The organism is Asticcacaulis solisilvae (genome assembly GCF_017875235.1).
Taxonomy (GTDB): Bacteria; Pseudomonadota; Alphaproteobacteria; order Caulobacterales; family Caulobacteraceae; genus Asticcacaulis; species Asticcacaulis solisilvae_A.
Genome location: NZ_JAGGMI010000004.1, coordinates 296,697 through 322,055, shown reverse-complemented (window position 1 = coordinate 322,055; position 25,359 = coordinate 296,697). Strand labels below are relative to the sequence as shown.

Here is a 25,359-nt window from a genome sequence, read left to right as displayed (position 1 = left end):
ATGATCGTCAAAAACCTCAACCACGTGAACATCCAGACCCGCGACATGGCGGGAACGGTCGCTTTTTACCACGATCTTTTAGGGCTTGAGGCGCGCGTGGCGCCCCAACGCGATCCCGCACTGCGGCAATGGCTGTATGACAGCCGCGATATGGCGGTCATTCATCTCAACCTGTTCGGCACCGACAATACGGTTCCGCGCGATGTCCAGCCAGGCGCGCCGACGGGCGCCATCCATCACGTCGCTTTTGAATGTGATGGCTTCGATGAGATGATCGAGCGCCTGAAGTCACGCAATCTGCCGTTCGAACGCGCCGATATCCCGTCGATCGGCCTGCGTCAGGTCTTCGTTACCGACCCGAACAATGTCCTGCTCGAACTGAACTTCCGCGATCCGGCCTGACAAATCCTTTAAGGCCTAGGCGTTCAGCCATTCGACCATCTGGCTTTCGGCGTCCATGCGTTGAATGCGCGTCTTGACCGCATTGGCGATCAGGATGGTGTTGCGGCCGTTGTGCCGGCGGAACAGCGTATCCGCGAAGCGCTCGAACGTATCGAGGTCGTGCGGACGTTGACGGACGTGAACCCGCACCAGCTGTTTGATGGCCGCGCACGCTGCATCGGGGCCGGTCAGCTCCAGATGCAGCCGTCTGAAAACGAGATCGATGGTTTGATCCAACATGCCCTTCTCCTTTTTGCTGCGGCGCAAAAACGAGTAGAGGACGGCATGTAAAAAGGCGATGTGGGCGTGTCGGTAAATCGCCGGGTAAGCTTACTCCTCCACTTCCGCGCGAAACGCCGAAGTAACCTTAGTGTCGGCGGTAAAAACATAAACCAGCAGCGACACGAAGATGCAGGCCGTGACGTACCAGTAGAAGGCTGTCTCCATCCCTTGGGCCTTCAAGCCCAGCGCGACATATTCGGCCGATCCGCCGAACAGCGACACGGCGATGGCATAGGGTAGCGCTACACCCAAGGCGCGGACGTGTGAAGGGAAGAGTTCGGCTTTTACAACAGCGTTGATCGAGGTGTAGCCACTGACGATCACAAGCGCGGCCATGATCAAGGCGAACCCCGCCCAGAAGTCCTTTGTGCCGGCAAGAAGAGTCATCAGGGGCACGGTCAGCAGCGTCCCCAATATGCCGAACCCGATCAGCAGCGGCCGGCGCCCGACACGGTCGGACAGGGCGCCAAACAGCGGTTGCAGGCACATGTAGATGAACAGGCAGAGCGCCGATACGGCGGTCGCCGCCTCCTTGGTCCAGCCCGCGGTGTTAACCAGGAATTTTTGCATGTAGGTTGTATATGTGTAAAACGCAACTGTGCCGCCAAGCGTAAGGCCGACGACCTGCAGCGACTGCCACGGGTGGTCGCGGACCAGCGCCCAGACGCTGCCCTTCTGCGTATTGACGGTTTTCTGGAAGGAGTCCGTCTCTTCCATGTGGCTGCGGATGAACATGGCCACGACCGCCAGTCCCGCGCCGATGACGAAGGGAATGCGCCAGCCCCAGGCCTCCAGTTGTTCCGGCGTCAACAGGACCTTCTGCAGGACGATCAGCACGCCCAGCGCGATCAACTGGCCCATGATCAACGTCACATACTGGAAGCTCGACCAGAAGCCGCGATTGTGGTGGCCGGCCATTTCCGACAGGTAGGTGGCGCTGGCGCCGTATTCGCCGCCGACGCTCAGGCCCTGCAGCAGCCGCGCCAGCAGAAGCAGAATGGGTGAGAATATGCCGATCGTCTCATAGGCCGGCGTTATGGCGATGATCAGCGAGCCGGCGCACATCAGCAATATGGATCCGGTCAGCGCCGTCTTGCGGCCATAACGGTCGGCATACATGCCCAAAAGCCAGCCGCCGATCGGCCGGACCAGAAAGCCCATGGCGAAGATGGCGGCGGTATTGAGCAGTTGCGCCGTCGGATCGTCCTTTGGAAAGAAGGACTTGGAAAAGTAAAGGGCAAAGGCCGCATAGGCGTACCAGTCGTACCATTCGACCAGGTTGCCGATGGTTCCGCCCAGCATGGATTTCAGTTTGTTCGGCGCTCCCATGACGGGAGAGTTTCACACCCCGGCGGCTGGGACAAGGAAATTGACGAAAGGACCGGCTTTGCTTAAGGGTTGGGCAGGTTCAGTCGCAGGTCCGAATATCCATGAGCACCATCATTCCGCCCCCCGAAGTCATCTATGTCGACGGCCACAAGGTCGCGTGCAACGGCGGCGGCGGCGCGCTGGGCCACCCGCTGGTTTATCTGGAGCTGGGCGAGGACGGCGAGGTCGAATGCGGCTATTGCGACCGCAAGTTCGTCCATAAGGACCACGCCCACGACTACCACGACCCGGCGCCCCGTCCGGAAGGGGACCACTAACCTTGCGGTTCCTGCACACCATGGTCCGTGTGAAGGACCTGGACGCGTCCTTGCGCTTTTACTGTGACGGCCTGGGCCTGAAACAGGTCCGCCGCATGGATAACGAAAAAGGCCGTTTCAGCCTGATCTTCCTGTCGGCCGACGAAGACGCCCATATGGGCGCGCACGATGGCCTGCGCGGCCAGGCCGAGGTCGAACTCACCTACAACTGGCCGGACGAAAACGGTCATGTCGAAGACTATGGCGGCGGCCGCAACTTCGGCCACCTGGCCTATGAGTTCGATGACGTCTACGCCGTCTGCCAGCATCTGCGTGATATGGGCGTGGTCATCAACCGCCCGCCGCGCGACGGCAGCATGGCCTTTGTGCGCTCACCGGATGGCATCAGCATCGAACTGCTGCAGAAGGGCCCAGCCTTGCCGCCGGCCGAGCCCTGGGTCAGCATGCCCAATACCGGAAGCTGGTAGCTCGGTCTAATTTTTTGCTCTGTCGCGATATTTTAGGCGAAAACCCCAGAAGCGCTTCTTGGCACTTTTCGCCATATCGCTCTAAGCGAACTCCGCGCCTCGCCAGAAACCGACGCTGTCGGCCGCCACCACGCTGGCGAACGGCCCTGAGAGCGTCGCATTGTGGTGCGCGATGATCATGTCGGCTGGCAGAAGCTCACCGTCGACCGTGGTATGGGCGTCGCCCGCCAGCACGACCTCGAAGCCCAGGTCCGCCGCCGCCCGGCACGAGGCGTCTATACTGGTATCGGTGCCCGCGCCGGCCAGGATCAGCCGCGATATGCCGATGGCTTTCAGTTGTGCCGACAGGTTGGTGCCGTGGAAAATGCTCGGCCGCGTCTTGTCGATGACCCAGTCCGGAAAGCGCGGCTCCATCGGCGCCAGCAGCCGCCAGCCGTTCGACCCGCGGGGATGCGCCTCGGAAACATTCTGGACGAAGACGATCTGCACATCGTCGCGTCGCGCCCGGTCGATCAGTGCGCACACCCGGCGGGTGACAAAGTCGGCGTCGTGCGGCTGCGCGGCGAACAGGGCGCGCTGCATGTCGATGACGATCAGCGCGGATTGACTATTGCGTTGAGGGGGCATGCGTGGCTCCGGGGCAGTGCGGCCGGAGCGGATCTTCGTCCCCGGCCTTTACAATGAAAGGAACGGGGAGTTTGCGAAGAGTGCTGTCAGCTTAAGGCCACGCACCGGCAAAACGCCCCGCCACTGGCGGCGGTCGTTGTTACGGCTACGTTAAAGGCTCGGCTGTTCAGCATGGCAACAAGGTGACACAGGCGGGCTTACAGGTCAATCCACGGGGTGCGGGGAGTTGCCAGCTTTGTCGCGGGAGGTTAGCGTTAAGAATTGGGGCCTGAAAAATCGGGGTTGGGGGGTATCGTATGCGTAAATGGATGTTGCTGGCATCGGTGGCGTGCGCCGCGTGGGCGCCGGGCGCGATGGCCGGCGAAAAGCTGGAGTTCGGCGCGCCGGCCGCCTGGGTGCGTCCGGTGACGCAGTCCCTGGCGCCGACGCGCGAGGCCGCTTACGCGCACTATGCCATTCTCAACCGGTCGCTCCAGATCGACTTTGCCGCCAGCGGTGACACCTACTATTACGAAACCGTGTTGCGCATCCAGACGCCGCTGGGTCTCAGGGCGGGCCAGCCTGCGGTCGTCTGGACCCCGGACACGGAAACCGTCACCATCCATAAGCTGCACATCCTGCGCGACGGCAAGGTCATCGACGTGCTGGCGCGTGGCCAGTCCTTCGTTGTCATGCGCCGCGAAACCTCGCTGACGGAATCGATGATCGACGGTGAACTGACCGCCCTGATGCAGACCGAAGGCCTGCAGGTCGGCGATGTCATTGCCTTTGCCTTCTCCAAGACCGACCGCGCCACGGTCAGCCAGGGCCGATCCTACGCCATGTGGTCGGCCGTGAACGCCACCAATGCCGCCGATGCCGAGGTACGCGTTCGCTGGCCGCAGGCCAAGCCGGTGCGCTGGAAGATCAGCCCGGAACTGCCGCCGCCCAACCTGGTCAATACGGGCGGGCATACGGAGTTCTCCTTAAACCTTTCGGACTACAAGTTTCCCGACACGCCCGACGAGGCGCCGTCGCGCTTCAGCCATTTCGGCGAGGTCCAGTTCAGCGAGTTCGGCTCGTGGCGCGAGGTGTCTTCGGTCATGGCGCCGCTCTACGCCAGGGCCAGCGCCCTGCGCCCCAACTCGCCGCTGAAGGTCGAGGCGGCGAAGATCGCCGCCCTGGGCACCGACCCAAAGGTTCGTGCCACGGCGGCGCTGCAACTGGTGCAGAACCAGGTGCGTTATGCCTACCGCGCCGTCAACGAAGGCGGCCATACACCGGTGGCGGCTGACGAAACCTGGGTCCGGCGCTTCGGCGAGTGCAAGGCCAAGACGGTGTTGCTGCTGGCCCTGCTGCGCGAACTCGGCGTCAAGGCCGAGCCGGCCCTGGTCAACACCAAGCAGGGCGACAGCACGAACCTGCACCTGGCTTCCATGGGCCTGTTCGACCACGTCATCGTGCGCGCGATAATCGACGGCAAGTCCTACTGGCTGGACGGTACGGGTTATGGTGACGGTGACATCAGCGCCAACGATGTGCCGTCCTATCGCTGGACCCTGCCGATCCGCGCCGAGGGCGCCGATCTCGAGGAAATCATCGTTCCGCCGCTCGACCTGCCGCAAATGGATATATACCTGACGCTCGACGCGTCGGCGGGCCTGAAAACGCTGGCGCCGGCGCGCGCCTCGCTGATCCTGCGCGGCAGCGAGGCGGTTCGGATGCGCGTCGTCTGGCAGGGTATGACGCCCGAAGCCCTCGACACTTACATGCGCCTGGCCTGGAAGCGGCGGTATCCGTGGATCACGGTCGACACCGTCGCCTACGATTACGATGTCGCGAAGAACGAGTCGCGGATGGCCATGGAAGGCAGGGCCAAGATGGCATGGTCGCTGCCAAAGGACGGCCACGGACCGCTATATGAGACCGACGGCTACGCGTTTTTGCAGGCCGTCACGGTCAGCCGGGAAGAGGGCAAGCACACGGACGTGCCGGTGGTGGTCGAACACCCCGTCTTTGAGCGTTCGGGCGAGACCATCATTCTGCCTGACGGTGGCGCTGGGTATAAGATCGTCGGTGAACCGATGGATATGACCCTGGCCGGGACGCGGTTCAGGCGCACCATGGCGATCACCGGCGGTCGCTTCGTCATGGAGGCCACACGCCAGAGCCTGGTGGCGGAAATCCCGCTGGCCGACGCTCTGGCAGCGGCTGAGCCCATGGAAGAGATGACGAGCACGGGCGTCTACATCGCCGCGCCTGTGGACGCCGCGGCGTCTCAGTTGCCGGGCGGTGGCGCCTTCGTCGTCGGTGGCAGCCCTGCCGCCGATGTGGTCGGCGGAGTGCCGGAGCCGCTCGACGCGGTCGGACCGAAAGGCCGTGGCGTAACGCCACCGCCGGGACAGGATCGCGCTGCGGACCAGGACAAGCCGGATGAGGCCCTGCCCGAAGGGCTGAGCCTCATCGACGTTATCGATATTTATGAGCCTGAGTAGACCTACTTCGCCTGGCCGGTTTGCGCCACGGAGGCGCTGAGGTTGCGCGCCAGTATGGCGTCAAGACGCTCCGGGTCGAACGGCTTGGACAGATAGTCGTCCATGCCGACATCCAGGCATTTCTGGCGGTCGCCGGTCAGCGCGTGGGCGGTCATGCCGACGATCTTGACGTCCTGCATCTGGCCGGCCGCCTGCAGCTTGCGGATCAGGGCGGTGGCCGTGTAGCCGTCCATGACCGGCATCTGGACATCCATCAGCACCAGATCGAACCGATCGGCTTCCAGCCTGGTGATCGCCTCCTTGCCGTTGCCGGCGACGACGACTTCATAGCCTGCCTCCTGCAGCAGGGTCAGGGCGACGATGACATTGCCTTCGTAATCCTCGACCAGCAGGATGCGCTTGCGGTGGCTGGCCTTTTTGAGCGTGCTGCGCGACATTGCCGGGCCGGTGACGCGGAAGCGGGGATCGTCATCATTCTCGGCGATGTGTTCGACGTGTTGCAGCGGAAGGCTGATGCAGAAGCGCGACCCCATGCCCTCCTGGCTCTGCACATTGACCTCTCCGCCCATCATGCCGACGAGATTCTTGACGATGGCGAGGCCGAGGCCCGTGCCGCCGAAGCGGCGCGAGATCGTCTCATCGGCCTGGACGAACTTGTCGAAGATGCGTTCCAACTGCGTCTTCGACATCCCGATGCCCGAATCGACGACGTCGATCCGGACCTTGTGGTCGCCTTCGATCTTGACCAGGATGTTGACGAAGCCCTCCTCAGTGAACTTCAGCGCGTTCGACACCAGGTTCAGCATGACCTGGCGGATGCGCGCCACGTCGCCGATGAAGTTCATCTGGGCGCGGGGCGGCGCTTTGACCGACAGCAGCAGGTCCTTTTCGATGGCGCGCACATTCATGATCGAGCGCACCTCTTCCAGGACGTCCGACAGGTTGAACGGCCGGTTCTCGATCTGCATTTCGCTCGATTCGATCTTGGCGATGTCGAGCAGGTCGTTGATCAAATTCAGCAGCGAGGCGGAACTGACATTCAGGGTCGAGATGAACTGGCGCTGCTTATCGGTCAGCGAAGGGTCGCGGTCGAGGATGTTGACGATGCCGATGATGGCGTTCATCGGCGTGCGCAGCTCATGGCTCATATTGGCCAGGAATTCGCTCTTGGCCAGGCTGGCCTCTTCGGCCGCCATGCGTTCGGACTGGTTGAAGATGTGGATGATGGCCTGGGCCATTTCGACATCCTCGCGCGCCCATGGCCTTGACCGGCTCTTGACCTCCTGCCGCCACAGGTCGAACGAGGCGCGGGGCACAAGGCGATAGCCGGCTTTCTCCTCGACGGCGGTCTTTTCGGGATTGCCGGCCCAGCGGACGTGCTTGGCGATGGCGTCGCGGAACCAGATGACGTAGTCCTTGCGCATGTGGCTGATCGGCGCCGCCAGAAAGCCGCCCTTCAGGCTTTCCAGGCCCGCGACCCCGGCACAGAACGCCTCGGCGTCATTGGTCTTGACGATGCCGCCCGGGTGCGTGTCGTGCAGCCAGTCGGTAAGGCGGGTCAGGACGTCTTCCGGCGGCGCCGCCTCGAAACTGTGCACGCGCTTCTTGTACTGGGCGGCCATGCCCTGGGCCTTCATGGCGTCCAGCGCCATCTCCTTCTTTTCGACCAAAAGGTCATAGAGGTCGAAGTGTGTCCCCAGCGTCGCCGACAGCCGCTCGACGATCAGCTTGCGCTTTTCGGTCTCGGCGCGGTCCACGATCTCTTCCAGCGAAGACAGTTGCGCCGAGAAGATATGGCCCATGATTTCCGACACCATGCGGATGCGGTAGGGCACGTGGTAAGGCGTGTTGTGATGGCACGCGACCAGGCCCCAGAAGCGGCCGTTCTGCACGATGGTGATCGACATCGACGCTGATACACCCATGTTCGCCAGGTACTGGACGTGGATCGGCGACACGCTACGCAAGGCCGACATCGACATGTCGACCGGCCGGTTGGTGTGCGGATTGCGCACCGGCAGCACCGGTACCGGCGCATAGTTGATGTCCGCGATCGCCCGGATGAAGTTCTTCATATAGAGGGCGCGCGCCTGGGCCGGGATGTCGGAGGCCGGGAAATGCATACCCTTGTAGGAGGCCATGTAGTCGGCGCGGCTTTCGGCGATGACCTCGCCGTTCCAATCCTCGTCGAAGCGATAGAGCTTGACCCTGTCGAAACCGGTGATCTTGCGCACCTGGGCCGTGACAAAGTCGTAGAGGTCCTCGTGGCGGCGCTGGTCGCGCATCCCGACGGCGAACTGGCGCAGTTCGTCGTAGAAGAAGTCGCGTTCCAGCGCGCGGGGATTGTCGACGATTTCCAGCTCGACGACGATATAGCCGTCGGACAGGTGCGCCACCGCGTCGAAGGACTTGTCGTTCATCCGGATGACGCTCGATCGCGTCGGCTCCAACTCACGGCTGACGACGATGTGGCGGATGATGTCGGCCTGGTCGGCGCCGAAAATGTCGTCGAGCGCCGCGCCGATGGCCCTGGCGTGTGGAATGCCGATCCATTGGTCGAGGTTTTCGCTGGCCTGCAGGATGGTGTGGTCGTCGCGGTCGAGCACCAGCATGACGCCGTAGGGCTGGATCGAGCCCGGGGTATGGATCGGCTCCTGGTCGCAGCCCTCCAGGGCGCGTTCCAGCTGCTTTTCGGTTAAGTGTTCACGGGGTTTGAAGGTCATGGCCGTCGGCGTCTTTCAGGCGGAGCACGGCGTCGCAAATACCGGCGACTCCCTGAAAGCACGCCACGGCCGTCTCTATGGTTTCATTCATGCGTAAAGAAGACGCTGTCGCGAATAAGTTTTCAATAAATTTTTGCCATTGCGCCCCGTTTTGGTCGCCAAATCCGGCAAAAAATCGTTGTTCCGTCAGGGGTTGCAGCCCGAGATGGCGCCGGAGGGCCTTTGTCATCACGTTACCGCCCAGCATCGATCCCTGCTTGACATAGAGGTAACCCCATATTTGGGAGGGAGTATAGAGGCCGGGGAGGGAAACCCGAATATCGAGCGGCGTGAGCCCTTGCCTGCGCATGTCCTGCGCCAGCCAGTCGCGCACGGGCGCGCTGTCGACCGGAAAAGAAACGGTGCGGGCTTCCATGGTCCGGTAGAACAGCTCGAAGGCCAGAAGCGCATAGCGGTAGTCGCGCAACGTCACGTCCGGGGAGACGAGGGGCGCCAGAAGCGGATGGATATGCAGGGCTTCATGGGCGTCGCGCGTCTCGGTTCTCAGGCGTTCCAGCAGGGTCATCGGCGTCCAGGTCGTTTCGCTGCGGTCTGTTTAACACGTTGTGCCTTTCAAACACAAAGAGCGGAAACGACCGTCAGGCCGTTTCCGCTCTTGTCACTCCGGTCCGGCGGAACCGAAGATGTTTGCTAAAGCCGGTCCGAACGGATCGTGCCGTCGTCGACCAAGTCGTTATTTTCGTCGTTCCAGCGGCGAACCTGAAGTTCTGCTTCGTCCTGGGCGACGCCGTAGCGCTCCTGGATCTTGCCAGCGAGAAGCTTGCGGTTACCTTCGATAACGTCAAGATCGTCATTGGTCAGCTTGCCCCACGCCTTCTGCACGTGGCCCTTAACCTGTTCCCAACTGCCGTCGATACGATCGCGGTTCATGACTTATCTCCTTTGAAATCAATTTGTTGATCAAAGGATAGCGGGCACCGGCTAAGGTTTCCACGCGGGACCCGGGTGCGTTCGTAAGAAAGACGTAATGGCGCTTTGGCTTACGAAGTCAGAACAGCTTCGATGGTAAGCTTTGCGGCGTGCAATAGCCGCTTTCGCCGGGATGACTGCCCTTCTTGTTGCCGCCGAACATCCCGAAGACGCCGCTGTCGATCTCCTCGGCATAGAAGGCGCCGCGCGACCGGTCGAGCGTGATGCGCAGCGCCGCGCCGCGCTTGGTCACCTTGTTGACAAGGTAGTAGGCACTGTCGGTGACATTGGCCGTGCACATCGTATCCTGGCAAACCGAGCCGCGAATCAGCGACTTGTGCGCGGGGTCGACGAAGAGGAATTTGAAGTCGGCCGTCTGGTCGGGGAAGACCGCCGACGGGAACAGGTCGATATAGAAGCTGCCGCGGCTGACCATCTGCTTGCCGTCGACCACGGTGGTTTCGCACTTCAGGCTGATCTGCGCCTGGCCGCCGACCGTCGGCGCGGCCTGTGGGATCGCCTGGGCCACCACCGGCGGCGGTGGGGGAGGCGGCGTAGTATCGACTTTCGGCGCAATGGCGACATCGGAAGGCGGCGCGACCGGCACGTTCGTTTCCGCCGGTTGGGGCATGACCTCATGCGTCAGCGCGTGCGCCGGCGGGCCGGGCGTCACCGGCTGGGCATTGGGCAAGGTCGACGGCGCAAGCGAGGTATAGGGCACCGGCCCGGCGGGTTTCGCGGGCGCCGGGGCCTTGGGTTTCGCCTTGGTCTTCTTGCGGATTTTCTTCTTTACCGGCGCCGTGGCTTCGGGCTCGCCCTCTTCGGCGTGCGCGACAGTCGGCGCCGTGAACGAAAGGGCAAGGGCAACGGCAAGCCAGAGCGGTTTCACGTCATGCCTCTTCGTCGAAGCGGTTGGCGACCAGTTCGCTGAGTGCCGTGACGGCGGCTTCGGCTTCCTCGCCCTCGGCTTCGATTTCAATCAGCGAGCCCTTGGCGGCGCCCAGCATCAACAGGCCCATGATCGACAGGGCATCGACACGATTGTCGTCCTTGATGACATGGATTTGAGCGTTTTCGAAACTCGAGGCCAGTTTCACGAACTTAGCCGAGGCGCGCGCGTGCAGGCCTTTGTTGTTGCAGATTTCGACCTGGGCTCGCACCGGTAATGCCGTCTCACTCATGGGACCTCCTTGGGAGGCGGAGCATTTCCCGGCGAAGTGCCAAAGCGGTTCGCCGTTAGGAAATGCGACAAAACGAAAAATAAGAGCATAGCTTCGCTTCATTTGAAGCGGGCGATGCTCTGTGTTTTGCGGGATGATGCGAGAGTTCTGATTCTGAGTCCAGTCAAAATCCTATGAGACTCAGTTGTCTCCGGACAGGACGTAGGAGGCGACGGTCACGTATTTGCGTCCGGCTTCCTGGGCGTGGCAGACGCAGGCGCCCAGGTCTTCGTTGCGGCGAAGCGAGGCCAGCTTGATCAGCATGGGCAGGTTGATGCCGGCGATGACTTCGGCGCGCGTCTGTTCCATCACCGAAATGGCCAGGTTGGACGGCGTGCCGCCAAACATGTCGGTCAGCAGAATGACGCCGTCACCGGTGTCGTTCTCGGCCGTGGCCTTCAGGATTTCCTGACGGCGCAGGCTGACATCGTCCTCGGGGCCGATGCAGATGGGGGTTACCTGGCTCTGTGGCCCCACCACATGTTCCATCGCCGCGACGAACTCTTCGGCGAGCCTGCCATGCGTAACGATCACCAGTCCGATCATGTATGCCTTAACCTTACTGCCGCGCTCGTGCGACCGGCCGAATGCGCGATACTAGTCCTCTTTGCTTCGCACTGCAAAATGAGAAATTCTGAACTTCCCAGCAAAACCCGCACCACAGCGAAAACCGTGGCTTCTGTGTCACTTGACGTAAGGGCACGGTAAAGATGTGACGGTGCTGCGAAACCAGCGCCCGTCTAGTTTTGCCGCAGGCGCGTGATAAGCTTGGACACCGATGACGCTTCACGCGGATTGAGACGGGTCGTCGGGAGGTTCAGTCCCAATATGGGAGTGATTTCGTTTTCCGGCAAGCGGTCGACCGGATCGGTCTGCGCCAGGGCCACAAGTGTGACGCGGGTCATGGGACGGCGCTGGCCCTGGCCGATTATCCCTAAGCCCCGTACTTCCATCAGTCCTTCGATGGTTTCGGGAGGGGCGGCATAGAGGTGTCCGCCGGACGTCCAGATGCACGAATAGTCGTCCGAAACCAGGTGACAGCCCGATTCGATGGCACGCAGGGCCAGGTCGCTCTTGCCGATGCCGGACGGCCCCACGATCAGCACGCCGCGCCAGGTCTGGCCGACCAGGAGGGTCAGGGAGGTGGCGTGGAGGATCAGTTTGCTCATGCGGGTGCCGAAAACTTATGGGATTGGGGCCCCAAGAAACGTTTTTTGGGCCCCAAGACTTACTTCTTTTCCTCTTTCGGCCGCAAGCGGCCGAAAGAGGAAAAGAAAAAAGGGTGTTCGTGGGGCCACGGGCCCCACACCCCGGAAATATCAGGCGCTCGGCAGGATAATACTGAACCTCGCCCCCAACACCGTGTCGCCTTCGGTCCGGTTTTCCGCCCAGATCTTGCCGTGGTGCGCCTCGACGATCTGGCGCGAGATCGACAGGCCAAGGCCCGAATTGTTACCGAAGCTCGTGCCCTTCGGCCGCGACGTATAGAACCGCTGGAAGATGGTCTCCAGGTTTTCCTCCGGAATCCCCGGGCCATCGTCCTCGATCGTGACCAGGAGCTGCCCGGCCTCGCCCGGGAGCAGGGTGACACGGACCTCACCGTCTTCGGGCGAGAAGGAGCGGGCATTGTCGATGACGTTGCGGAAGACCTGGCCTAGCGGGCCTTCGCGGCCGTTGACCCGGGCGTGCGCGATCTCCCGGCTTAAGGAGACGCGCACCGTGCCGGTATGTTCATACAGCGACACGATGTCTTCCATCAGCCCGCCGACATCGACCGCCTTGGGCACGTCGCGTGACAGCTCGGCGTCGAGGCGCGACGCATTGGAGATGTCGGTGATCAGGCGATCCAGCCGGCGTACATCCTGGTTCAGCACCCCCATCAGCCGGTCCTTGGCGCTGTCGTCCCTGACGATCGACAGGGTCTCCAGGGCGCTGCGGATTGAGGTCAGCGGATTCTTGATCTCATGCGCCACGTCGGCGGCGAAGCGGTCGATCTCCTCCATCCGCCGCCATAGTGTATCGGTCATGCTTTCCAGCGACCGCGCCAGGCCGCCGATCTCGTCCTGGCGCTCCTCGAGATCAGGCAGGGAGATGGCGCGCGCCTGGTTGGCGCGAACCGTATCGGCGGCCACCGACAGGCGCTGAATCGGACGCGTGATCAGGAAATGCAGCATGATCGACGAGATGAAGGTCACGCCCAAGGCGACCAGGATGAAGGGCACCATGGCTTGACGCTGCGCCTGGACGATCTCGTCGACATTGCCGCGCTCCAGCGTCAGCACGCCCAGAACCGTCTTCACCCGCTTGATCGGAATGGAGACTGACACGACCTTCCGGCCGCGCTCGTTGTGGCGGACATGCGCCACTTCCGTACCGCTCAGCGCCATGGCGACCTCGTCCTGGAGGTCGCTCTGGCCCTGGGCGCGAAGCTTCGCCATTTCAGAAGAATTGTCCTTGGGCTGCGGATCGGTGGACTTGCGCGCCGGCGGCAGGGGCGCGACCTCGATCCGGTCCGATCCGGCCAGCGAGTCGGCGATCCAGGTGCCGTCCGATACCAGCTCGCCGTTGATGTCGAACAGACGCGCGCGCTGGCCCTGCGGAATGAAGCGGTTCATCACCTGCGCGGCGTAATAGGGCTGCAGATGTGGGGCTTCGTTCTCCTCACCCGTCGCCACGGCCCCGATCAGGTTGCCGATGGTTTGGGCCTGGGACTTCAGCGAATCCTCATAGGCCTGGATCAGACCGCGGCGGAACTCGTTCACGACCAATGTGCCGGAAACAAGGATCAGCAGGCTGATGATGTTCAGTCCGACAACCAGCCGCCCCAGGCGCGAATGGATAAAGGGCAGCCGCTTGTACCAGGGACTGGGTGTCATCGCCGTTTCCTATGGCAGGACGTGTGCTCAGGCTTCGCGGTAACGGTAGCCGACGCCATACAGCGTCTCGATCGAATCGAACTCGGGATCGACGACGCGGAACTTCTTGCGCATGCGCTTGACGTGGCTGTCGATCGTACGGTCGTCAACATAGACCTGATCGTCATAGGCCGCGTCCATCAGGTTGTCGCGGCTCTTGACGAAGCCTGGACGCTGGGCCAGGGCGTGCAGCAGCAGGAATTCGGTGACGGTCAGGCGTACGGGCTTGCCGTCCCAGGTGCATTCGTGACGCGCGGCGTCCATGACCAGCTTGCCGCGCTTCAGCGACTTGGCGTTCAGCGCTTCCTGGACCTCAGGCGCCTCACCCTGTTCGACGATGCCGGCGCGGCGCAGCACTGCCTTGACGCGCTCCAGCAGCAGGCGCTGCGAGAACGGCTTGTGCATATAGTCGTCGGCGCCCAGGTTGAAACCCAGGATTTCGTCGATCTCGTCGTCCTTGGACGTCAGTATGATGACCGGCAGGTTCGATGTCGCCCGGACGCGTTTCAGGACTTCCATGCCGTCCATGCGCGGCATCTTGACGTCGAGAATGGCGAGATCCGGCGGATCCTTCTCGAGCGCGGCCAGGCCGGTGGCCCCGTCGTAATAGGCCTGGATCGTATGACCGCCGCTTTCCAGCGCGAGGGATACGCTTGTCACGATGTTTTCGTCGTCATCGACCAGGGTAATGCGGGCCATGAATGCTCCGGTTTTCTGTAAAGGGTAGAATAGGATACGCCACTGCTACAGTTCTTCGAGCGCAATAGCGACCATTTCAAGGCGGGAACGCGGCTCAAAGCAGGTCATATCGGGACGCGTCTGCGTCCTCAATGGGATTTTAACCCCATTTGTGTAAATTTTGCAGGAATTTCAAGGCCCCATGGTAGGGGTTGACCGGGAAATGTAATGAGTTCCTTTGCTCACAGCCAGGTGCACTACGAGGTTTTCGCGCGCAAGACGCCGTCATCGTCATGGGCCCTGCAAATGGCGCTGGAAAACCGTGATCTTGCCATAAAGTCGGCCGAGACCCTGCTGGTCGAAAAAAGCTTCGCGGCCGTGATGGTCAGCAAGGAGACGCTCGACAACAACAGCGGTGAATACCGCTCGCTGACCGTCTTCACCAAGGGCGCCCCCGAACAGAAGACAAAGGTCAAGACGGTCGCTTCGGTCGACAGCGTCTGTACCGCCCCCCAGGACCTGTATACCGCCGTGGCGCGCGAGAAGATTTCGCGCCTTCTGGAAGAATGGCTGAAACGCAATGCCGTCACGCCGTTTGAACTGCTGCACCGGCCCGACCTCGCTGAACGGCTGGAGGCAACGGGCACCGAGCTCCAGCATGTGGTGCAGAAGCTGGCCGTGCCGGAAAGCCAGGACACGGGCCAGGACCTGCACGAACTGATGCGCCGCTGGCGCGCCTTGATCGACAAGGCAGTGACCCGCCTGATCACCGATGGCCGCAAGAAGACCTTCCCCGATGTGGTGCCATCCAACTGGCTCGGCACGATCGACAAGCTGTCGGGCCACCCTGAAAAGGCCTATATCCTGGGCGGCGCCCTGGCAAAGGTGCTGGGCGAGGACAGGCGGCCGGCGGTCAAGCTCGAAAAACTGCTGCTGTTCGCCACCGTGCTGGCCGACAATCTCGATGGCCGTGAGTGGGCCATGCACGTCATCGAGGCGCCGGTGGTCGAAATCTTCGCGTCGCGCAGTTCGTTGTCGGATGTCCTGGGCGAAGAGGCCGATCTCGGCACGTCGCTGGCCATCATGACCCGCATGGCCGCGGGCCGCGAAGTCGATCTGGTCGCCAAGGTCGATCCGCAGATCGCGCGCATCATCCCGCCGTTGAAGGACGTGCTGGAAGGCTATCACAACCTGATCCTGCGCGATTGCCTGAAAACCCTGGCGGCAAACATTTCCAAGCGCCTGATGCTGGAGTTGAAGGGGCCGCGCCGCCTGAAGCCGGGCGATCCGGAAGGCGAGATCGAGATTCTGCGCGCCCTGGCCATGTGCATGACGGCCGCCGGCAAGGAAGAATCCCAGCGCGATGACGTCAAGGAGGCATTCACCGAGCGTTCCAAGATGCTGGTGTCGTCGGATTTCGTTGCCAGCCTGACCCAGAACGCCAACACCGCCTCCGAAGAAATCGACAAGCTGATCTGGCTTTGCGAAAACGTCGCGGGCGCGGCCAACAAGCGCCAGGCGGCGCGTTGGCTGGCGTCGGCCATCACCAGCCTGAAGTTCGAACGCGAGATCCGCAACTCCAACACGCCTGCGCCGCAACGGCTGCAGCAACTGGCGCAGATGCAGAAGAAGGTGCTGAAGGCGGCCTTGAGCGATGCCGACCGGGACGAGATCATGGCCAAGCTGGGCCATATCGGCGGCCAGATCGCCGGCGACATCCATCTGATCCAGCAGACATTGAAGGCCCCCGTGTCGCCGATGAACAAGCTGGCCATGCTGCTCAACTTCGCCGCCGGCAATGGTGCGCCGCTGGGTCCGGTCAGCGACCAGGCCAAGGCGGAAGTGATGCGGCTGCTACGCATACCGCAGATCCGCGACAGCCTGATGGGCAATCCCCAGGCCCTGGCGGCGCTGAAACCGATGATGCAGGCGGCGGGGCTTGCTGCCTGACCTGGCGGCCGGAGGCCGTTTTTTGTGGTTATCCGCTTTTTGCGGTTGAGTGTGGCTGGGGATTGGCTTAGGTTCCGCGCCACCTGAGGCCGGTGTCCGGCGAAGCAGGCACCCGTAGCTCAGCTGGATAGAGCGTTGCCCTCCGAAGGCAAAGGTCGTGCGTTCGAATCGCGCCGGGTGCGCCAGGTTTTATAAGGGCTTGAGAGGTTTGGCCTGCGGTCCTGAAAACGCGTGCCAACACGGGCGCGAACTATAGTGGCTACCCCACAATTCTTCAAAGAGACTTTTGGCGATCGCAAGCTGGAGAAAAACGCAGGCGGCAGCCGTCCGGGCGAAGTCGATCGCCGCGGAGCGCAAGACGCGGCGGGTGCTGTGGGTCAAGGATAGCACCACAAACACCATTGTGGCCGGCGCCATGCTCAGGAACTACTCACGGCAGCAGCGCCGTTTCCCGGGATTTTCCAGCCCATTCCGACCGCGCATGAAAGTCATGCGGACGTTTCCAGATGGCGGCGAAAATATCGGCCAGCAAGCGCTCGATAATCTCATCATCGTCCATGCGACGGCGCAGGGAGGCGTAAAGGACCAGCGCGGTCAGGCCGTACAGGGCTTTCAGGGTTGAAAGATCGCCCTCCGCGATCCTGCAGAGAAGATGGATGTGACGGGGATCGCTGAACCGCAGTGTCATGGCCGTGTGCTTTCCGGAGGCTGTGGGTCAGGTGCGCGGCCTCCTGACAGGTGTGCCGGACTGTGGAGCGATACGTCGAAACGCGTTGGGCGGATTTCGGCTAGAGCGATATGGCGAAAAGTGTAAGCGGTTTTCGCCTTAAATATCGCGACAAAACAAAACGTAGATTGGTATAATGTTTCCATTTAAAATCATACCGATCTAAATATCGCGATAACGTAAAAAATCCGGACTTGAATGATGTTTATCCGAAATCATTCGAATCTTGGGCGTTTCCCGGTAAAGCGCCGATGCAATTTCTGGCAGCGTCCACTAATAAATGCGGTTTAGCGGGAAACGCTAAGCGTCAGTACTTTCGAAAATCGCTGGGCGTGTCCCGGCAGGGACGGGCACTGAGGAGGACGAGGTGATCCTGAAGAACCGTCCGGTTTTCAGGAACTGAAGGGTCTGGAAGATGGCCAAGGGGTGGAAGGTAATGTGGTCGTGGGTCGCCGGAACCAGGGTGTGGTCGCGCATGCCGTGAAGGCGCGTGGTCTCCACGGACAGCCGCCCGTCATGAGGCCAGGACAGGACAAGATTGGCCAGCGGGTCTCCCGACAGGATGCCGGCGATGATACCAAGCTCGTATTCCGCCGTGTCGTCGAGGAAGCAGGAAAAGCAATGGTCTCCCGTGCCCACCTCCTGTCCGGCGGGGCCAAACATCTCCTTGAACATTCGCGTGCGGCGATAGAGTTCCAGGATCTGGCTGCCGTGGTGGCCGGGCGCCAGCATGACGACGCGGCCGAGATTGGCCGGCTGCCGGTCCTGAAGCAGGTAGCGCATCATGATGCCGCCCATCGAGTGGGTGACGAAGTGCAGTTTCGGCGCGTCGCGAAACCGGTCGAACAGCGGCCGCACGAAGCGGTCCGCCAGTTCCGCGGTGCAGGCTTCGGTCGATGGATAGCGCAGGTTGGTCACGCCGAACCCGGCGGCCTGGAGCGCGCCTTCGATCAGCGCCATCTGCCACGGCGTTTCGCCAAGCCCGTGCAGAAGCACGGCGTGTTCCTTTAAGGCGGGCATCATACGGCCGTACTTTCCGGCGGCTGCCACATGACCGTGAAGCGGCCATCGGCGGCGGCGCGATAAATGTCGTGGTCTTCGGCAGGAACCGGCTCGCCGTCGTGGGCCAGGAGCGCGATCCGCGGCGCGGCCCCTTCGTCCTTGGGCGTCAGCTTCAGGCGGCCTTTATAGCCCTTGGGTCCCAGAAGCCGTATGTGGACCTGGCCGTCGCGGCAATCGACCTGCATGGGATATTCCGAAAAGACGCGGAACGGCGCGCCCGGGCACTCGGCATAGGCGCGCGACGCGATGACGAAGGCCGCGCCGGCGCCGTATATCTCCTGGCCTACCTGTCCGGCCGGACTACCGTCGCCGTAGATGTCCTCGAGCGGGAAGGACAGGTTGCGGTCGATATGGCCGTTGCGGACCTCCTTGGAAATCGCCTCTTCGGGCAGGGCGTCGGGATAGAAGGACCACAGGACGTCGAGTGTGAAGCGCCAGTATTCGGCCAGCAGCAGGCGGGCGGAATCGGGGATGTCGTCGCCGCCTTCCTGAAGATATTCATCGAAGGCCATGAAGCATTCGAACGCTTCATAGGCGGCCAGGTACGGCCCGTCGTGCAGGCAGGTGACGCCGAAGAAGTTGGCATAGTGCTCGGCCCAGTTCAGGTGCGAGCCCCACAGTTCGCAGTTGTGCAGCAGGCTGGCGATAAAGATCAGGCTCTGGTCGAGATAGTGCTGGTCGCCTTCCAGCTTGTAGAGTTTCAGGCAGGCGACCGCGCCCCACGCCGTCAGGTTGGTCTGGTAGGCCAGCTCGAAGCGGAAATCCTCCAAAGCCTTCAAGGCTTTTTTGGCTTCGTCGACATAGCGCCTGTCGCCGGTCAACTGATGCGCCTGAAGCATGACATAAGCGTAGATGCCACCGACATCGGTCTGGCCCAGACCGTCTTCGCCGTTGCCTTCGCGCGATTTCACCACGACCGAGAAGTCGGTCACCTTGTAGATGATCGGCCAGACATAGTCGAAATGCTGCGCCGCGCGGATGACGAAGTCCAGACCGTCGAAGAACAGCTCCTTCGCCCAGCCCTCGCCGTTGATGGCCAGCCGCGCCAGATTCATCAGCGGATGGTAGAGGTACCAGGAATCGACCGCGTCCCTGTCCTTGTCGGCGCCGACATTCGGCAGGTAGCGGCGCAGCACGCCCAGCTCCTCGTCGTAGAACTTGCGCATGCCGGCGGCCAGTTCGGCCGAGAAACCGCCGCCGATCTGGCAGACCTCTTCATATTCGCGCAGCGTCGCCACGACCGACATCTGCACCATGCTGTCGGGATATTCCGAGGCCGTGTAGGGATGGAGATATTTGAAGCCGTAGTGCTCGACCGTGGCGTCGGGCGAGGTTTTCAGGTCCTCCAGCGTGCGGGCGGCGCGCCACCGCCAGTCGCGCAGGACGGGTTCGGGCTTGTCGATGTGCGGATAGATGTCGGCCAGCAGTTCCAGGAAGGTCCGGGCCATGGTGAATTCGTTTTCCGCACAGGGCGCGCGTATGGCGATCAGAGCGTCGGAAATGACGACCTCCTGGCCTTTGGGCAGGGGATCGACCGGTGGCGTATTGCCATTGGGCGCGGCCGGCGGCTGGTAGCCCAGCTCCGGCCATTCGCCGCCGACCACGCCGTCAGGCGTCGTCTTGGTTTCCTTGAAGAACGGATTGAGCGCCGTCAGGTTCTGCATGTAGAGGACATTGCCGAAATCCGGTTCGTTCAGGCAGAAATAGCAGTAGCCGCCGTTCAGGCCACGTTGCGCCGCCTCCATATGGCCCTTCGCGGCCCTTGGGTCGTCGTTATTGTCCAGGACGTACAGGTCGCGCGGCCAGAAGGCGACCAGCAGGTCGTGCGACGGCGTCAGGCGCGACGTCATATGGATCAGGCCGTTTTCGAGCCGCAGCGAAATCCGGTAATGGCCGGAGTTGGTTTCAACCTCCCAGTCCCCGCCCGCGTCGTTGCCCGCGACCTTTTTCAGCGCATAGGCCCCCATGATCGGGAAGGTGCGCAGCGCGATGCCGCCGCCGCCCGGCCGCCGTGCCACGACCCAGAAGCCGTCGCGGCCGGCATGGGTCGACACGGTCAGGTCGCCGAACGGCCACTGGCTTTCCGGCGTTTCCGCACCGCTAAGCTCGGGGTGGACATTCAATGTTTCGGGCGTAAAGCCGGGACGGTCCTCGAACGGCTGCGGGCTTTTGATCTTGTCATCTGCGGTGGTCATGCGTGTCTACGAGTCCTTCGGGAGGTCAGGTCCGCCACGCGCGCGAATTTGGCACGCGGGTCATGACGGGTTCGGCGGGCCGAGCCGACCGTGCGGTTTGATAGGCGTTGAAGAGCTGTTGGAAGGCGCGGAAGACCTCAAGCCACTCGGCGTAGTCCGACGGATAGGTCGACAGGGCGCGCAGATAGGTCCGCGCGGTGGCGACGAAGTGGGCGGTGTCGCGCGGCGGCTTGCCGGCACCGAGCTCTTCCAGGTACGGGGTCATAGCTTCGCGCAGCGTGGCGAATTGGTGGGCACGGTCGCTGGGCGCTGCGATAAAGACGTCTGTCATCAATGCGGCAAAGTCGGCGTGGCCATGTTGAAAAGCGGATAGGGGCATTTCAGGATGTCCTGCCACAAAGGAATACATGGACAAGCATCGGGGCATATACTTTATTGTTAAAGTATATATTCGGCATTTCGCTATTCAGATTGAAGCATCCAGGTGTCATAGGGTCTGACGACAGGGCGCCAGTTGTGTGCGTTGCGGGAGAAATCTACCTTTTGGGAAATAAAAAGTACGCAAATCTAATGGAAATTTTTGTAAAAAGGTCGTGGTGAATCAAGCGCCTCAGACGTCGAAAACCCATATTGCGAAGAAATAGCGGTTTTGAGTGCGCAGTCCAGTGAATCCAGGCTTGCCAGCCATCGTTGCAGTGCAGCGGCCGAAGTGTGCGTTTTCAAAAGCTATACTCACTAGTGGAAGTATAATTCGTTTTTTATTTTAAACCGCGCTCAAAGTGCCGCCATTTTTACCGACGTCATCATAGCATGATTGAAACAGCCCGGCAGAAGCCGGCTTGACCCTCATATCCCTTCAGCCGGCCTATGCCGCGCTCTCCTTCCGCAGGCATGTTTCTACATGCCGCAGACCGGCTGAACCCGTCCTTGCCACTTTTGACCACGAAGTGCTTCGCTTCGGGAAAGGCCTGCCTGTGCGTACAAACCACATTGCGAAAATGGACCACCGCCAGGCACGCGCGACAGACCGTGTTGAAGCCGCGCGGGAAAACGCACCCGAAAACGCCCTCTGAGGGAATTGGCATGCCTTTGGATTCCGCCCGGTCTTTCGCCCTCCCTGCCATCCCGCCTCAGGACGCCGCCCGTCCGCTGCCTGTCACCCGGCTGCTTTCAGCCGGCCTGAGCGGGCCGGGCGCTGTCGCCATCCTCCGCTTCATGCTGCCGCGGAGATAAAGCATGACGACCGGGGCGCCCCGTTTGTCAAATCCTGCGGCGGCCTGGGGCGGCTTGTGCCTGGGGTTGGGGCTCGCCGGGTTTTTCGACGGTATTCTGCTGCATCAGATCCTGCAGTGGCACCACCTCCTCAGCAATGTGCGGGAAGGGCCACTCGGCGATCTGAGAGGGCAGATCCTGGCCGACGGGCTTTTTCACGCAGCCATGTACCTGATTGTGGCGGTCGGGATGTGGCTGGTGTGGAAGGCCCGTTCAGAGATGTCTGGCTCCGGAGCCGGCCGGCAGGTCTTCGCGCACCTGCTAATCGGTTTCGGGGCCTGGCATCTCGCCGATGGCATCCTGGTACACTGGCTTCTGGGCCTGCATCGCATCAATCCAGGCAGCGCGATTCCGCTTGTGTGGGACCTTTTGTTCCTGGGGCTCGGCATTGCCGCGCTCGCCGCCGGACTGATCCTCAAACGCAGGCCGCCGGGCCCGGACCGCAATGGACCGGTGACGGCGATGGTCATTCTGGTCGTGCTCATGGGCGTGGCGGCCGTCCTGCCGTGGCGAAGCGGATCCGCCGTGACCGTCGTCTTCGGCCCGGACACAACGCCGCCTGCTGTGTTCGCGGCCGTGAAGGCGGCCGACGCCCGCATGGTCTGGACCGACACGAAAGGCGTCTGGGTCTTGAGCGTCGAGCGTCCGGACAGTGTGCTGACCTTATACCGTCACGGCGCATGGCTGGTCAGTGGCGCCTATTCACCCGCCGGCTGCTTCACGCCGAAAGACATCGGATCGCGGCTATGAACCGCTTCCTGTCACGCCTGATTGCCCGGTGGACCGGCCTGGATAACTGGCCGCTCTTTCGCGATGCCGTAGCGCGCCAGGCTGAGGCAACGCCCCGGAAACCGTCAGGCGTTGACGAGGCGAGCGGTCGTCAAACATCCGAACGCAAATGAGATATTTCCATGCCTGTTCGTTTTAATTCCCTCAAAGCAAAACGCGTCCTGCTTACCGGCGGCACGACCGGCATTGGCCGGGCAACGCTGATGTTGCTGGCTGAAGAGGGCGCGCGCGTCGTGACCTATGGCCGCGACCGGGCCCATCTCGATGACGCGCTTGAGGCTGTGCGCGCCCTGACGGAGCGGGCCGGCGGCGAGGTACATGGCATGACCGCCGATTCCGCCAGCGCGGAAGACCTGGAACGGGTCTTTCGCACCGTCGACGATAAACTGGGCGGCCTCGACATCCTGGTTGCCAATGCCGCGCTGGGGGCCCAGCCTGTCCACGAAATGGAAGAGCTCGAATGGCGCTACGTCATCGACACCAACCTGTCCGGCTACATGGCCTGCGCCCAGGGCGCCCTCACGCGCATGGACAGGCAAGGTGGGCAACTTCTCTTCGTGTCGTCGATCGCGACCATCATCAAGAAGCCGGGCGAGAGCGTCTATGCCGCGTCCAAGGCGGGCGTCCAGGCCTTTGCCGAAACCCTGCGCCGGGAAGTCCAGGACAGGCGCATCCGGGTGAGCGTTATCCAGCCCGGCGCCACCGGCACGGACATGCAGCCTGGCGGCGATGATGCCCGCCGCGAAGCCATCGCCAAGGACGAAATGCTTTACGCCGAAGAGGTCGCCGAGGCGATCCTTTTCGCGCTGACGCGGTCCGAACGGGCCGACGTCGTCAATCTCCGTATTGAACCCCTGATACAGACAACGAGTTGAGTGATGCACGATACTGCCTGCCAGCATAATCACAGCCTGCGCATGAAGGCCGCCCTCAAGACGCCCAAGGGCGAGTTCGAGGTCGAAGAGGTTGATACCCCCAGGCTTCCAGGTCCGGACTGGACCCTGGTCCGCATCCGGGTTGCCGGCATCTGCGGCACCGACCTGCGTCACTGGCAAAAGGAAGAGCCTGAACTGATCCACGAAATCATGGGCCATGAAATGGCCGGCGAGGTCGTCGAGGTCGGCGAAGCGGTGAAAAACGTCAAGGCCGGCGATCGCGTCGTGGTCGAAACGGTGCTGGGTGACGACAACTGCGACTGGTGCCGCGTCCAGCAGTACAATATCTGCCCCGAACTTTACCCCGTGCGCATGGAGACCGTGTCGCGGGCGTTTGCCACCTATGTCATCGCGCCGGCCAAGAAGCTCTATAAGCTGCCTGACCACGTCAGTTTCGAAGAAGCGACGCTTCTGGACACCTTCTCCGTCGGTCTGCACGCGGTGCAGCTGAGCGGGTTGAAGCTCAACGACAAGGTCCTTGTCATCGGCGCCGGTTCAATCGGGCTTGGCCAGTTGCAACTGGCCAAGATTGCCGGGGCGGACGTCCTGATCACCGACATCGTCGACTCCTCGCTGGAACTGGCAAGGGAGCTGGGCGCCGACGTCGTGGTCAATAGCGACAAAGAAGACGTCGAGGCGGCGGTGAAGGCCTTCACGGGCGGGCGCGGCGCCGACATCACCTTCGAATGCGCCGGCGGGACCGCCATGCCGCTGACCTTGCCGAAAACAGTCGCCTGCACCCGGCGCGGCGGCAAGATCGTCCTGGTCGGCGGCTTCGACAAGGGCGAGGTGTCGATCGGCCTCGACTGGCAGGACATTCAGATGGGTGAGAAGCAGATCATCCCGAGCGCCAGCTACGCTTACTGGGGCATCTATCCCGAAATGCAGATCTGCCTGGACCTGCTGGCAAAGGGGAAGCTGAACGCCCGAAAAATGATCAGTCACAGCTTCCCGCTCGACCGGATCAACGAAGGCTTCGCCACCGCGCGCGACAAGGCGCATACCGGCGCGCTCTTTGTTGCCCTGACCATCGATTGACGGCCGGAGATCACATGGAAAAACCGGAAGAATGCTTAAAAGACAAACGCGTCCTGGTCACCGGCGGGGCGGGCGGCGTCGGCCGCAATATTGCCGCCCGCATGGTCATGGCGGGCGCCAGCGTGCTGATCACTGACCGCGACGAAGCCGCCTTGGGCGCCGTCCGCGACAGCCTCGGCGGCGGGCCGGGCGACATAGACATCGTCGCCGCCGACGCGGCCACGGCGGACGGCATCGCGCAAACCTTCGCCAAGGTCGACGACTGGCTGGGTGGGTTGGACATCTTGGTCGCCTGCACGGGCATTGGCGCCTTGCCCCTGATGGAACTGGACGATGCAGACTGGCGCGCCGTCATCGACACCAACCTGGTCAGCTACGTCGCGGCGACGAAACAGGCCATCAACCGTATCAAGGCGTCAGGCGTAACGGACGGCATGATCATCCTGGTCGGTTCGATCAGCGTCCACATCAAGGCGGTCGGCGAGAGCGTTTACAATGCGTCAAAAGGTGGCGTGGCCCTGTTCGCCGAGACATTGCGCAAGGAACTGATGGCCGAAAAGATCCGGCTGACCCTGATCGAGCCGGGGGCGATCGGCACGCATCTGCAGCCCTATTCCGACGACAAGCTGGCGGAATTCGTCGAGAGCCACGAGATGCTGCCCCCGGCGGAAGTCGCCGACGCGATCATGTACGCGGCGACGCGGCCGCCGGGTGTCGATGTCGTCACCTTGCGCATTGAGCCCTTGCATCAGAAAATCTGTTAGAGCGATATGGCGAAAAGTGTAAGCGGTTTTCGCCTTAAATATCGCGACAAAACAAAAACTTAGATCGGTTCCACTTAAAATCATACCGATCTGGCGCTTATATTACAGGAGGTTCGGATGACATCGCTTCTTGCCCTGCTGGCGGCACTCTTCAATGCCCTATTCGGGTGGAGCCGCCGTCGCCC

At 62.1% G+C, this 25,359-nt stretch carries 25 protein-coding genes and 1 tRNA gene; 10 read left to right on the top strand and 16 right to left on the bottom strand.

Annotation, left to right across the window (positions count from 1 at the left end; translation table 11 throughout):
* On the top strand, positions 1–402 hold the full coding sequence (locus J2X24_RS09670) for a VOC family protein (protein WP_209720224.1): 402 nt from the start codon (positions 1–3) through the stop codon (positions 400–402).
* 15 nt (positions 403–417) lie between these two features.
* On the opposite strand, the gene J2X24_RS09665 is transcribed toward J2X24_RS09670, so the two are convergent.
* Positions 418–681 (bottom strand): hypothetical protein, encoded by a 264-nt coding sequence (locus tag J2X24_RS09665; RefSeq protein WP_209720221.1) that lies wholly within the window; start codon positions 679–681, stop codon positions 418–420.
* Positions 682–771: 90 nt separating this feature from the next.
* A complete protein-coding gene (locus tag J2X24_RS09660) occupies positions 772–2,052 on the bottom strand; it encodes an MFS transporter (protein WP_209720216.1) in 1,281 nt (426 codons plus the stop codon).
* 101 nt (positions 2,053–2,153) lie between these two features.
* On the opposite strand from J2X24_RS09660, the gene J2X24_RS09655 reads away from it, so the two are divergent.
* A complete protein-coding gene (locus tag J2X24_RS09655; RefSeq protein ID WP_209720213.1) occupies positions 2,154–2,369 on the top strand; it encodes a zinc-finger domain-containing protein in 216 nt (71 codons plus the stop codon).
* Between the two features lie 2 nt (positions 2,370–2,371).
* Positions 2,372–2,836, top strand: coding sequence for a lactoylglutathione lyase (gene gloA / locus J2X24_RS09650; protein WP_209720209.1), 465 nt, complete (start codon positions 2,372–2,374; stop codon positions 2,834–2,836).
* Positions 2,837–2,917: 81 nt separating this feature from the next.
* Here the strand turns inward: gloA and J2X24_RS09645 are convergent, their stop codons facing one another.
* A complete protein-coding gene (locus J2X24_RS09645) occupies positions 2,918–3,463 on the bottom strand; it encodes an isochorismatase family protein (RefSeq protein ID WP_209720206.1) in 546 nt (181 codons plus the stop codon).
* A gap of 296 nt (positions 3,464–3,759) precedes the next feature.
* Between J2X24_RS09645 and J2X24_RS09640 the strand changes: the two genes are divergently transcribed.
* On the top strand, positions 3,760–5,937 hold the full coding sequence (locus tag J2X24_RS09640) for a DUF3857 domain-containing protein (protein ID WP_209720203.1): 2,178 nt from the start codon (positions 3,760–3,762) through the stop codon (positions 5,935–5,937).
* 2 nt (positions 5,938–5,939) lie between these two features.
* Here the strand turns inward: J2X24_RS09640 and J2X24_RS09635 are convergent, their stop codons facing one another.
* The 9 genes from J2X24_RS09635 to J2X24_RS09595 form a co-directional block, all read right to left on the bottom strand.
* On the bottom strand, positions 5,940–8,660 hold the full coding sequence (locus tag J2X24_RS09635; RefSeq protein WP_209720200.1) for an ATP-binding protein: 2,721 nt from the start codon (positions 8,658–8,660) through the stop codon (positions 5,940–5,942).
* The gene (locus J2X24_RS09630) at positions 8,641–9,225 is read right to left on the bottom strand and encodes a biliverdin-producing heme oxygenase (protein WP_209720197.1); all 585 of its coding nucleotides are present in this window, start codon (positions 9,223–9,225) and stop codon (positions 8,641–8,643) included. The genes J2X24_RS09635 and J2X24_RS09630 overlap by 20 nt, the downstream gene beginning before the upstream one ends.
* Before the next feature lie 125 nt (positions 9,226–9,350).
* Entirely contained in the window at positions 9,351–9,590 is a 240-nt protein-coding gene (locus tag J2X24_RS09625) for a CsbD family protein (RefSeq protein ID WP_209720194.1), read from the bottom strand.
* Between the two features lie 118 nt (positions 9,591–9,708).
* The gene (locus J2X24_RS09620; protein WP_209720192.1) at positions 9,709–10,518 is read right to left on the bottom strand and encodes a hypothetical protein; all 810 of its coding nucleotides are present in this window, start codon (positions 10,516–10,518) and stop codon (positions 9,709–9,711) included.
* 1 nt (position 10,519) lies between these two features.
* On the bottom strand, positions 10,520–10,810 hold the full coding sequence (locus J2X24_RS09615; RefSeq protein ID WP_209720189.1) for an HPr family phosphocarrier protein: 291 nt from the start codon (positions 10,808–10,810) through the stop codon (positions 10,520–10,522).
* 180 nt (positions 10,811–10,990) lie between these two features.
* Positions 10,991–11,395, bottom strand: coding sequence for a PTS sugar transporter subunit IIA (locus J2X24_RS09610; RefSeq protein WP_192622214.1), 405 nt, complete (start codon positions 11,393–11,395; stop codon positions 10,991–10,993).
* A gap of 194 nt (positions 11,396–11,589) precedes the next feature.
* On the bottom strand, positions 11,590–12,018 hold the full coding sequence (locus J2X24_RS09605) for an HPr kinase/phosphorylase (RefSeq protein WP_209720186.1): 429 nt from the start codon (positions 12,016–12,018) through the stop codon (positions 11,590–11,592).
* 150 nt (positions 12,019–12,168) lie between these two features.
* Entirely contained in the window at positions 12,169–13,725 is a 1,557-nt protein-coding gene (locus J2X24_RS09600; RefSeq protein WP_209720183.1) for an ATP-binding protein, read from the bottom strand.
* A 27-nt stretch (positions 13,726–13,752) separates the two neighbouring features.
* Positions 13,753–14,463 carry a two-component response regulator ChvI gene (locus tag J2X24_RS09595; protein ID WP_209720180.1) on the bottom strand — a complete coding sequence of 237 codons (711 nt, stop codon included), beginning with the start codon at positions 14,461–14,463 and terminating at the stop codon, positions 13,753–13,755.
* A gap of 207 nt (positions 14,464–14,670) precedes the next feature.
* Here J2X24_RS09595 and J2X24_RS09590 point away from each other — a divergent pair, with 207 nt between their 5' ends.
* Together J2X24_RS09590 and J2X24_RS09585 are read left to right on the top strand one after the other, a co-directional pair.
* Positions 14,671–16,392 (top strand): hypothetical protein, encoded by a 1,722-nt coding sequence (locus tag J2X24_RS09590; RefSeq protein ID WP_209720178.1) that lies wholly within the window; start codon positions 14,671–14,673, stop codon positions 16,390–16,392.
* 108 nt (positions 16,393–16,500) lie between these two features.
* A tRNA-Arg gene (locus J2X24_RS09585) sits at positions 16,501–16,577 on the top strand.
* Positions 16,578–16,822: 245 nt separating this feature from the next.
* Here J2X24_RS09585 and J2X24_RS09580 read toward each other — a convergent pair.
* The 4 genes from J2X24_RS09580 to J2X24_RS09565 form a co-directional block, all read right to left on the bottom strand.
* Positions 16,823–17,080: a hypothetical protein gene (locus tag J2X24_RS09580; protein ID WP_209720174.1), complete on the bottom strand. Its 258-nt coding sequence runs from the start codon at positions 17,078–17,080 to the stop codon at positions 16,823–16,825.
* A gap of 339 nt (positions 17,081–17,419) precedes the next feature.
* On the bottom strand, positions 17,420–18,142 hold the full coding sequence (locus J2X24_RS09575) for an esterase/lipase family protein (RefSeq protein ID WP_209720171.1): 723 nt from the start codon (positions 18,140–18,142) through the stop codon (positions 17,420–17,422).
* Positions 18,139–20,376 (bottom strand): hypothetical protein, encoded by a 2,238-nt coding sequence (locus J2X24_RS09570; protein WP_209720168.1) that lies wholly within the window; start codon positions 20,374–20,376, stop codon positions 18,139–18,141. The genes J2X24_RS09575 and J2X24_RS09570 overlap by 4 nt, the downstream gene beginning before the upstream one ends.
* Before the next feature lie 25 nt (positions 20,377–20,401).
* A complete protein-coding gene (locus J2X24_RS09565; RefSeq protein WP_209720165.1) occupies positions 20,402–20,755 on the bottom strand; it encodes a hypothetical protein in 354 nt (117 codons plus the stop codon).
* Between the two features lie 878 nt (positions 20,756–21,633).
* Between J2X24_RS09565 and J2X24_RS09560 the strand changes: the two genes are divergently transcribed.
* The 4 genes from J2X24_RS09560 (at position 21,634) to J2X24_RS09545 (ending at position 25,174) form a co-directional block, all read left to right on the top strand.
* The gene (locus tag J2X24_RS09560; protein ID WP_209720162.1) at positions 21,634–22,398 is read left to right on the top strand and encodes a DUF2243 domain-containing protein; all 765 of its coding nucleotides are present in this window, start codon (positions 21,634–21,636) and stop codon (positions 22,396–22,398) included.
* A 161-nt stretch (positions 22,399–22,559) separates the two neighbouring features.
* A complete protein-coding gene (locus J2X24_RS09555; protein WP_209720159.1) occupies positions 22,560–23,312 on the top strand; it encodes an SDR family oxidoreductase in 753 nt (250 codons plus the stop codon).
* Between the two features lie 3 nt (positions 23,313–23,315).
* On the top strand, positions 23,316–24,410 hold the full coding sequence (locus J2X24_RS09550) for a zinc-dependent alcohol dehydrogenase (RefSeq protein WP_209720156.1): 1,095 nt from the start codon (positions 23,316–23,318) through the stop codon (positions 24,408–24,410).
* 14 nt (positions 24,411–24,424) lie between these two features.
* Positions 24,425–25,174 carry an SDR family oxidoreductase gene (locus tag J2X24_RS09545; protein WP_209720153.1) on the top strand — a complete coding sequence of 250 codons (750 nt, stop codon included), beginning with the start codon at positions 24,425–24,427 and terminating at the stop codon, positions 25,172–25,174.
* The last annotated feature ends 185 nt before the right edge of the window (positions 25,175–25,359 follow it).

Coding starts and splice junctions, on each gene's coding strand:
- J2X24_RS09630 (WP_209720197.1), bottom strand. CDS start 9,225: ATGACCCTGCTGGAACGCCTGAGAACCGAGACGCGCGACGCCCATGAA.
- J2X24_RS09635 (WP_209720200.1), bottom strand. CDS start 8,660: ATGACCTTCAAACCCCGTGAACACTTAACCGAAAAGCAGCTGGAACGC.
- J2X24_RS09595 (WP_209720180.1), bottom strand. CDS start 14,463: ATGGCCCGCATTACCCTGGTCGATGACGACGAAAACATCGTGACAAGC.
- J2X24_RS09545 (WP_209720153.1), top strand. CDS start 24,425: ATGGAAAAACCGGAAGAATGCTTAAAAGACAAACGCGTCCTGGTCACC.
- J2X24_RS09615 (WP_209720189.1), bottom strand. CDS start 10,810: ATGAGTGAGACGGCATTACCGGTGCGAGCCCAGGTCGAAATCTGCAAC.
- J2X24_RS09555 (WP_209720159.1), top strand. CDS start 22,560: ATGCCTGTTCGTTTTAATTCCCTCAAAGCAAAACGCGTCCTGCTTACC.
- J2X24_RS09570 (WP_209720168.1), bottom strand. CDS start 20,376: ATGACCACCGCAGATGACAAGATCAAAAGCCCGCAGCCGTTCGAGGAC.
- J2X24_RS09550 (WP_209720156.1), top strand. CDS start 23,316: ATGCACGATACTGCCTGCCAGCATAATCACAGCCTGCGCATGAAGGCC.
- J2X24_RS09670 (WP_209720224.1), top strand. CDS start 1: ATGATCGTCAAAAACCTCAACCACGTGAACATCCAGACCCGCGACATG.
- J2X24_RS09645 (WP_209720206.1), bottom strand. CDS start 3,463: ATGCCCCCTCAACGCAATAGTCAATCCGCGCTGATCGTCATCGACATG.
- J2X24_RS09640 (WP_209720203.1), top strand. CDS start 3,760: ATGCGTAAATGGATGTTGCTGGCATCGGTGGCGTGCGCCGCGTGGGCG.
- J2X24_RS09565 (WP_209720165.1), bottom strand. CDS start 20,755: ATGCCCCTATCCGCTTTTCAACATGGCCACGCCGACTTTGCCGCATTG.
- J2X24_RS09600 (WP_209720183.1), bottom strand. CDS start 13,725: ATGACACCCAGTCCCTGGTACAAGCGGCTGCCCTTTATCCATTCGCGC.
- J2X24_RS09580 (WP_209720174.1), bottom strand. CDS start 17,080: ATGACACTGCGGTTCAGCGATCCCCGTCACATCCATCTTCTCTGCAGG.
- J2X24_RS09660 (WP_209720216.1), bottom strand. CDS start 2,052: ATGGGAGCGCCGAACAAACTGAAATCCATGCTGGGCGGAACCATCGGC.
- J2X24_RS09605 (WP_209720186.1), bottom strand. CDS start 12,018: ATGAGCAAACTGATCCTCCACGCCACCTCCCTGACCCTCCTGGTCGGC.
- J2X24_RS09575 (WP_209720171.1), bottom strand. CDS start 18,142: ATGATGCCCGCCTTAAAGGAACACGCCGTGCTTCTGCACGGGCTTGGC.
- J2X24_RS09665 (WP_209720221.1), bottom strand. CDS start 681: ATGTTGGATCAAACCATCGATCTCGTTTTCAGACGGCTGCATCTGGAG.
- J2X24_RS09655 (WP_209720213.1), top strand. CDS start 2,154: ATGAGCACCATCATTCCGCCCCCCGAAGTCATCTATGTCGACGGCCAC.
- J2X24_RS09590 (WP_209720178.1), top strand. CDS start 14,671: ATGAGTTCCTTTGCTCACAGCCAGGTGCACTACGAGGTTTTCGCGCGC.
- J2X24_RS09625 (WP_209720194.1), bottom strand. CDS start 9,590: ATGAACCGCGATCGTATCGACGGCAGTTGGGAACAGGTTAAGGGCCAC.
- J2X24_RS09610 (WP_192622214.1), bottom strand. CDS start 11,395: ATGATCGGACTGGTGATCGTTACGCATGGCAGGCTCGCCGAAGAGTTC.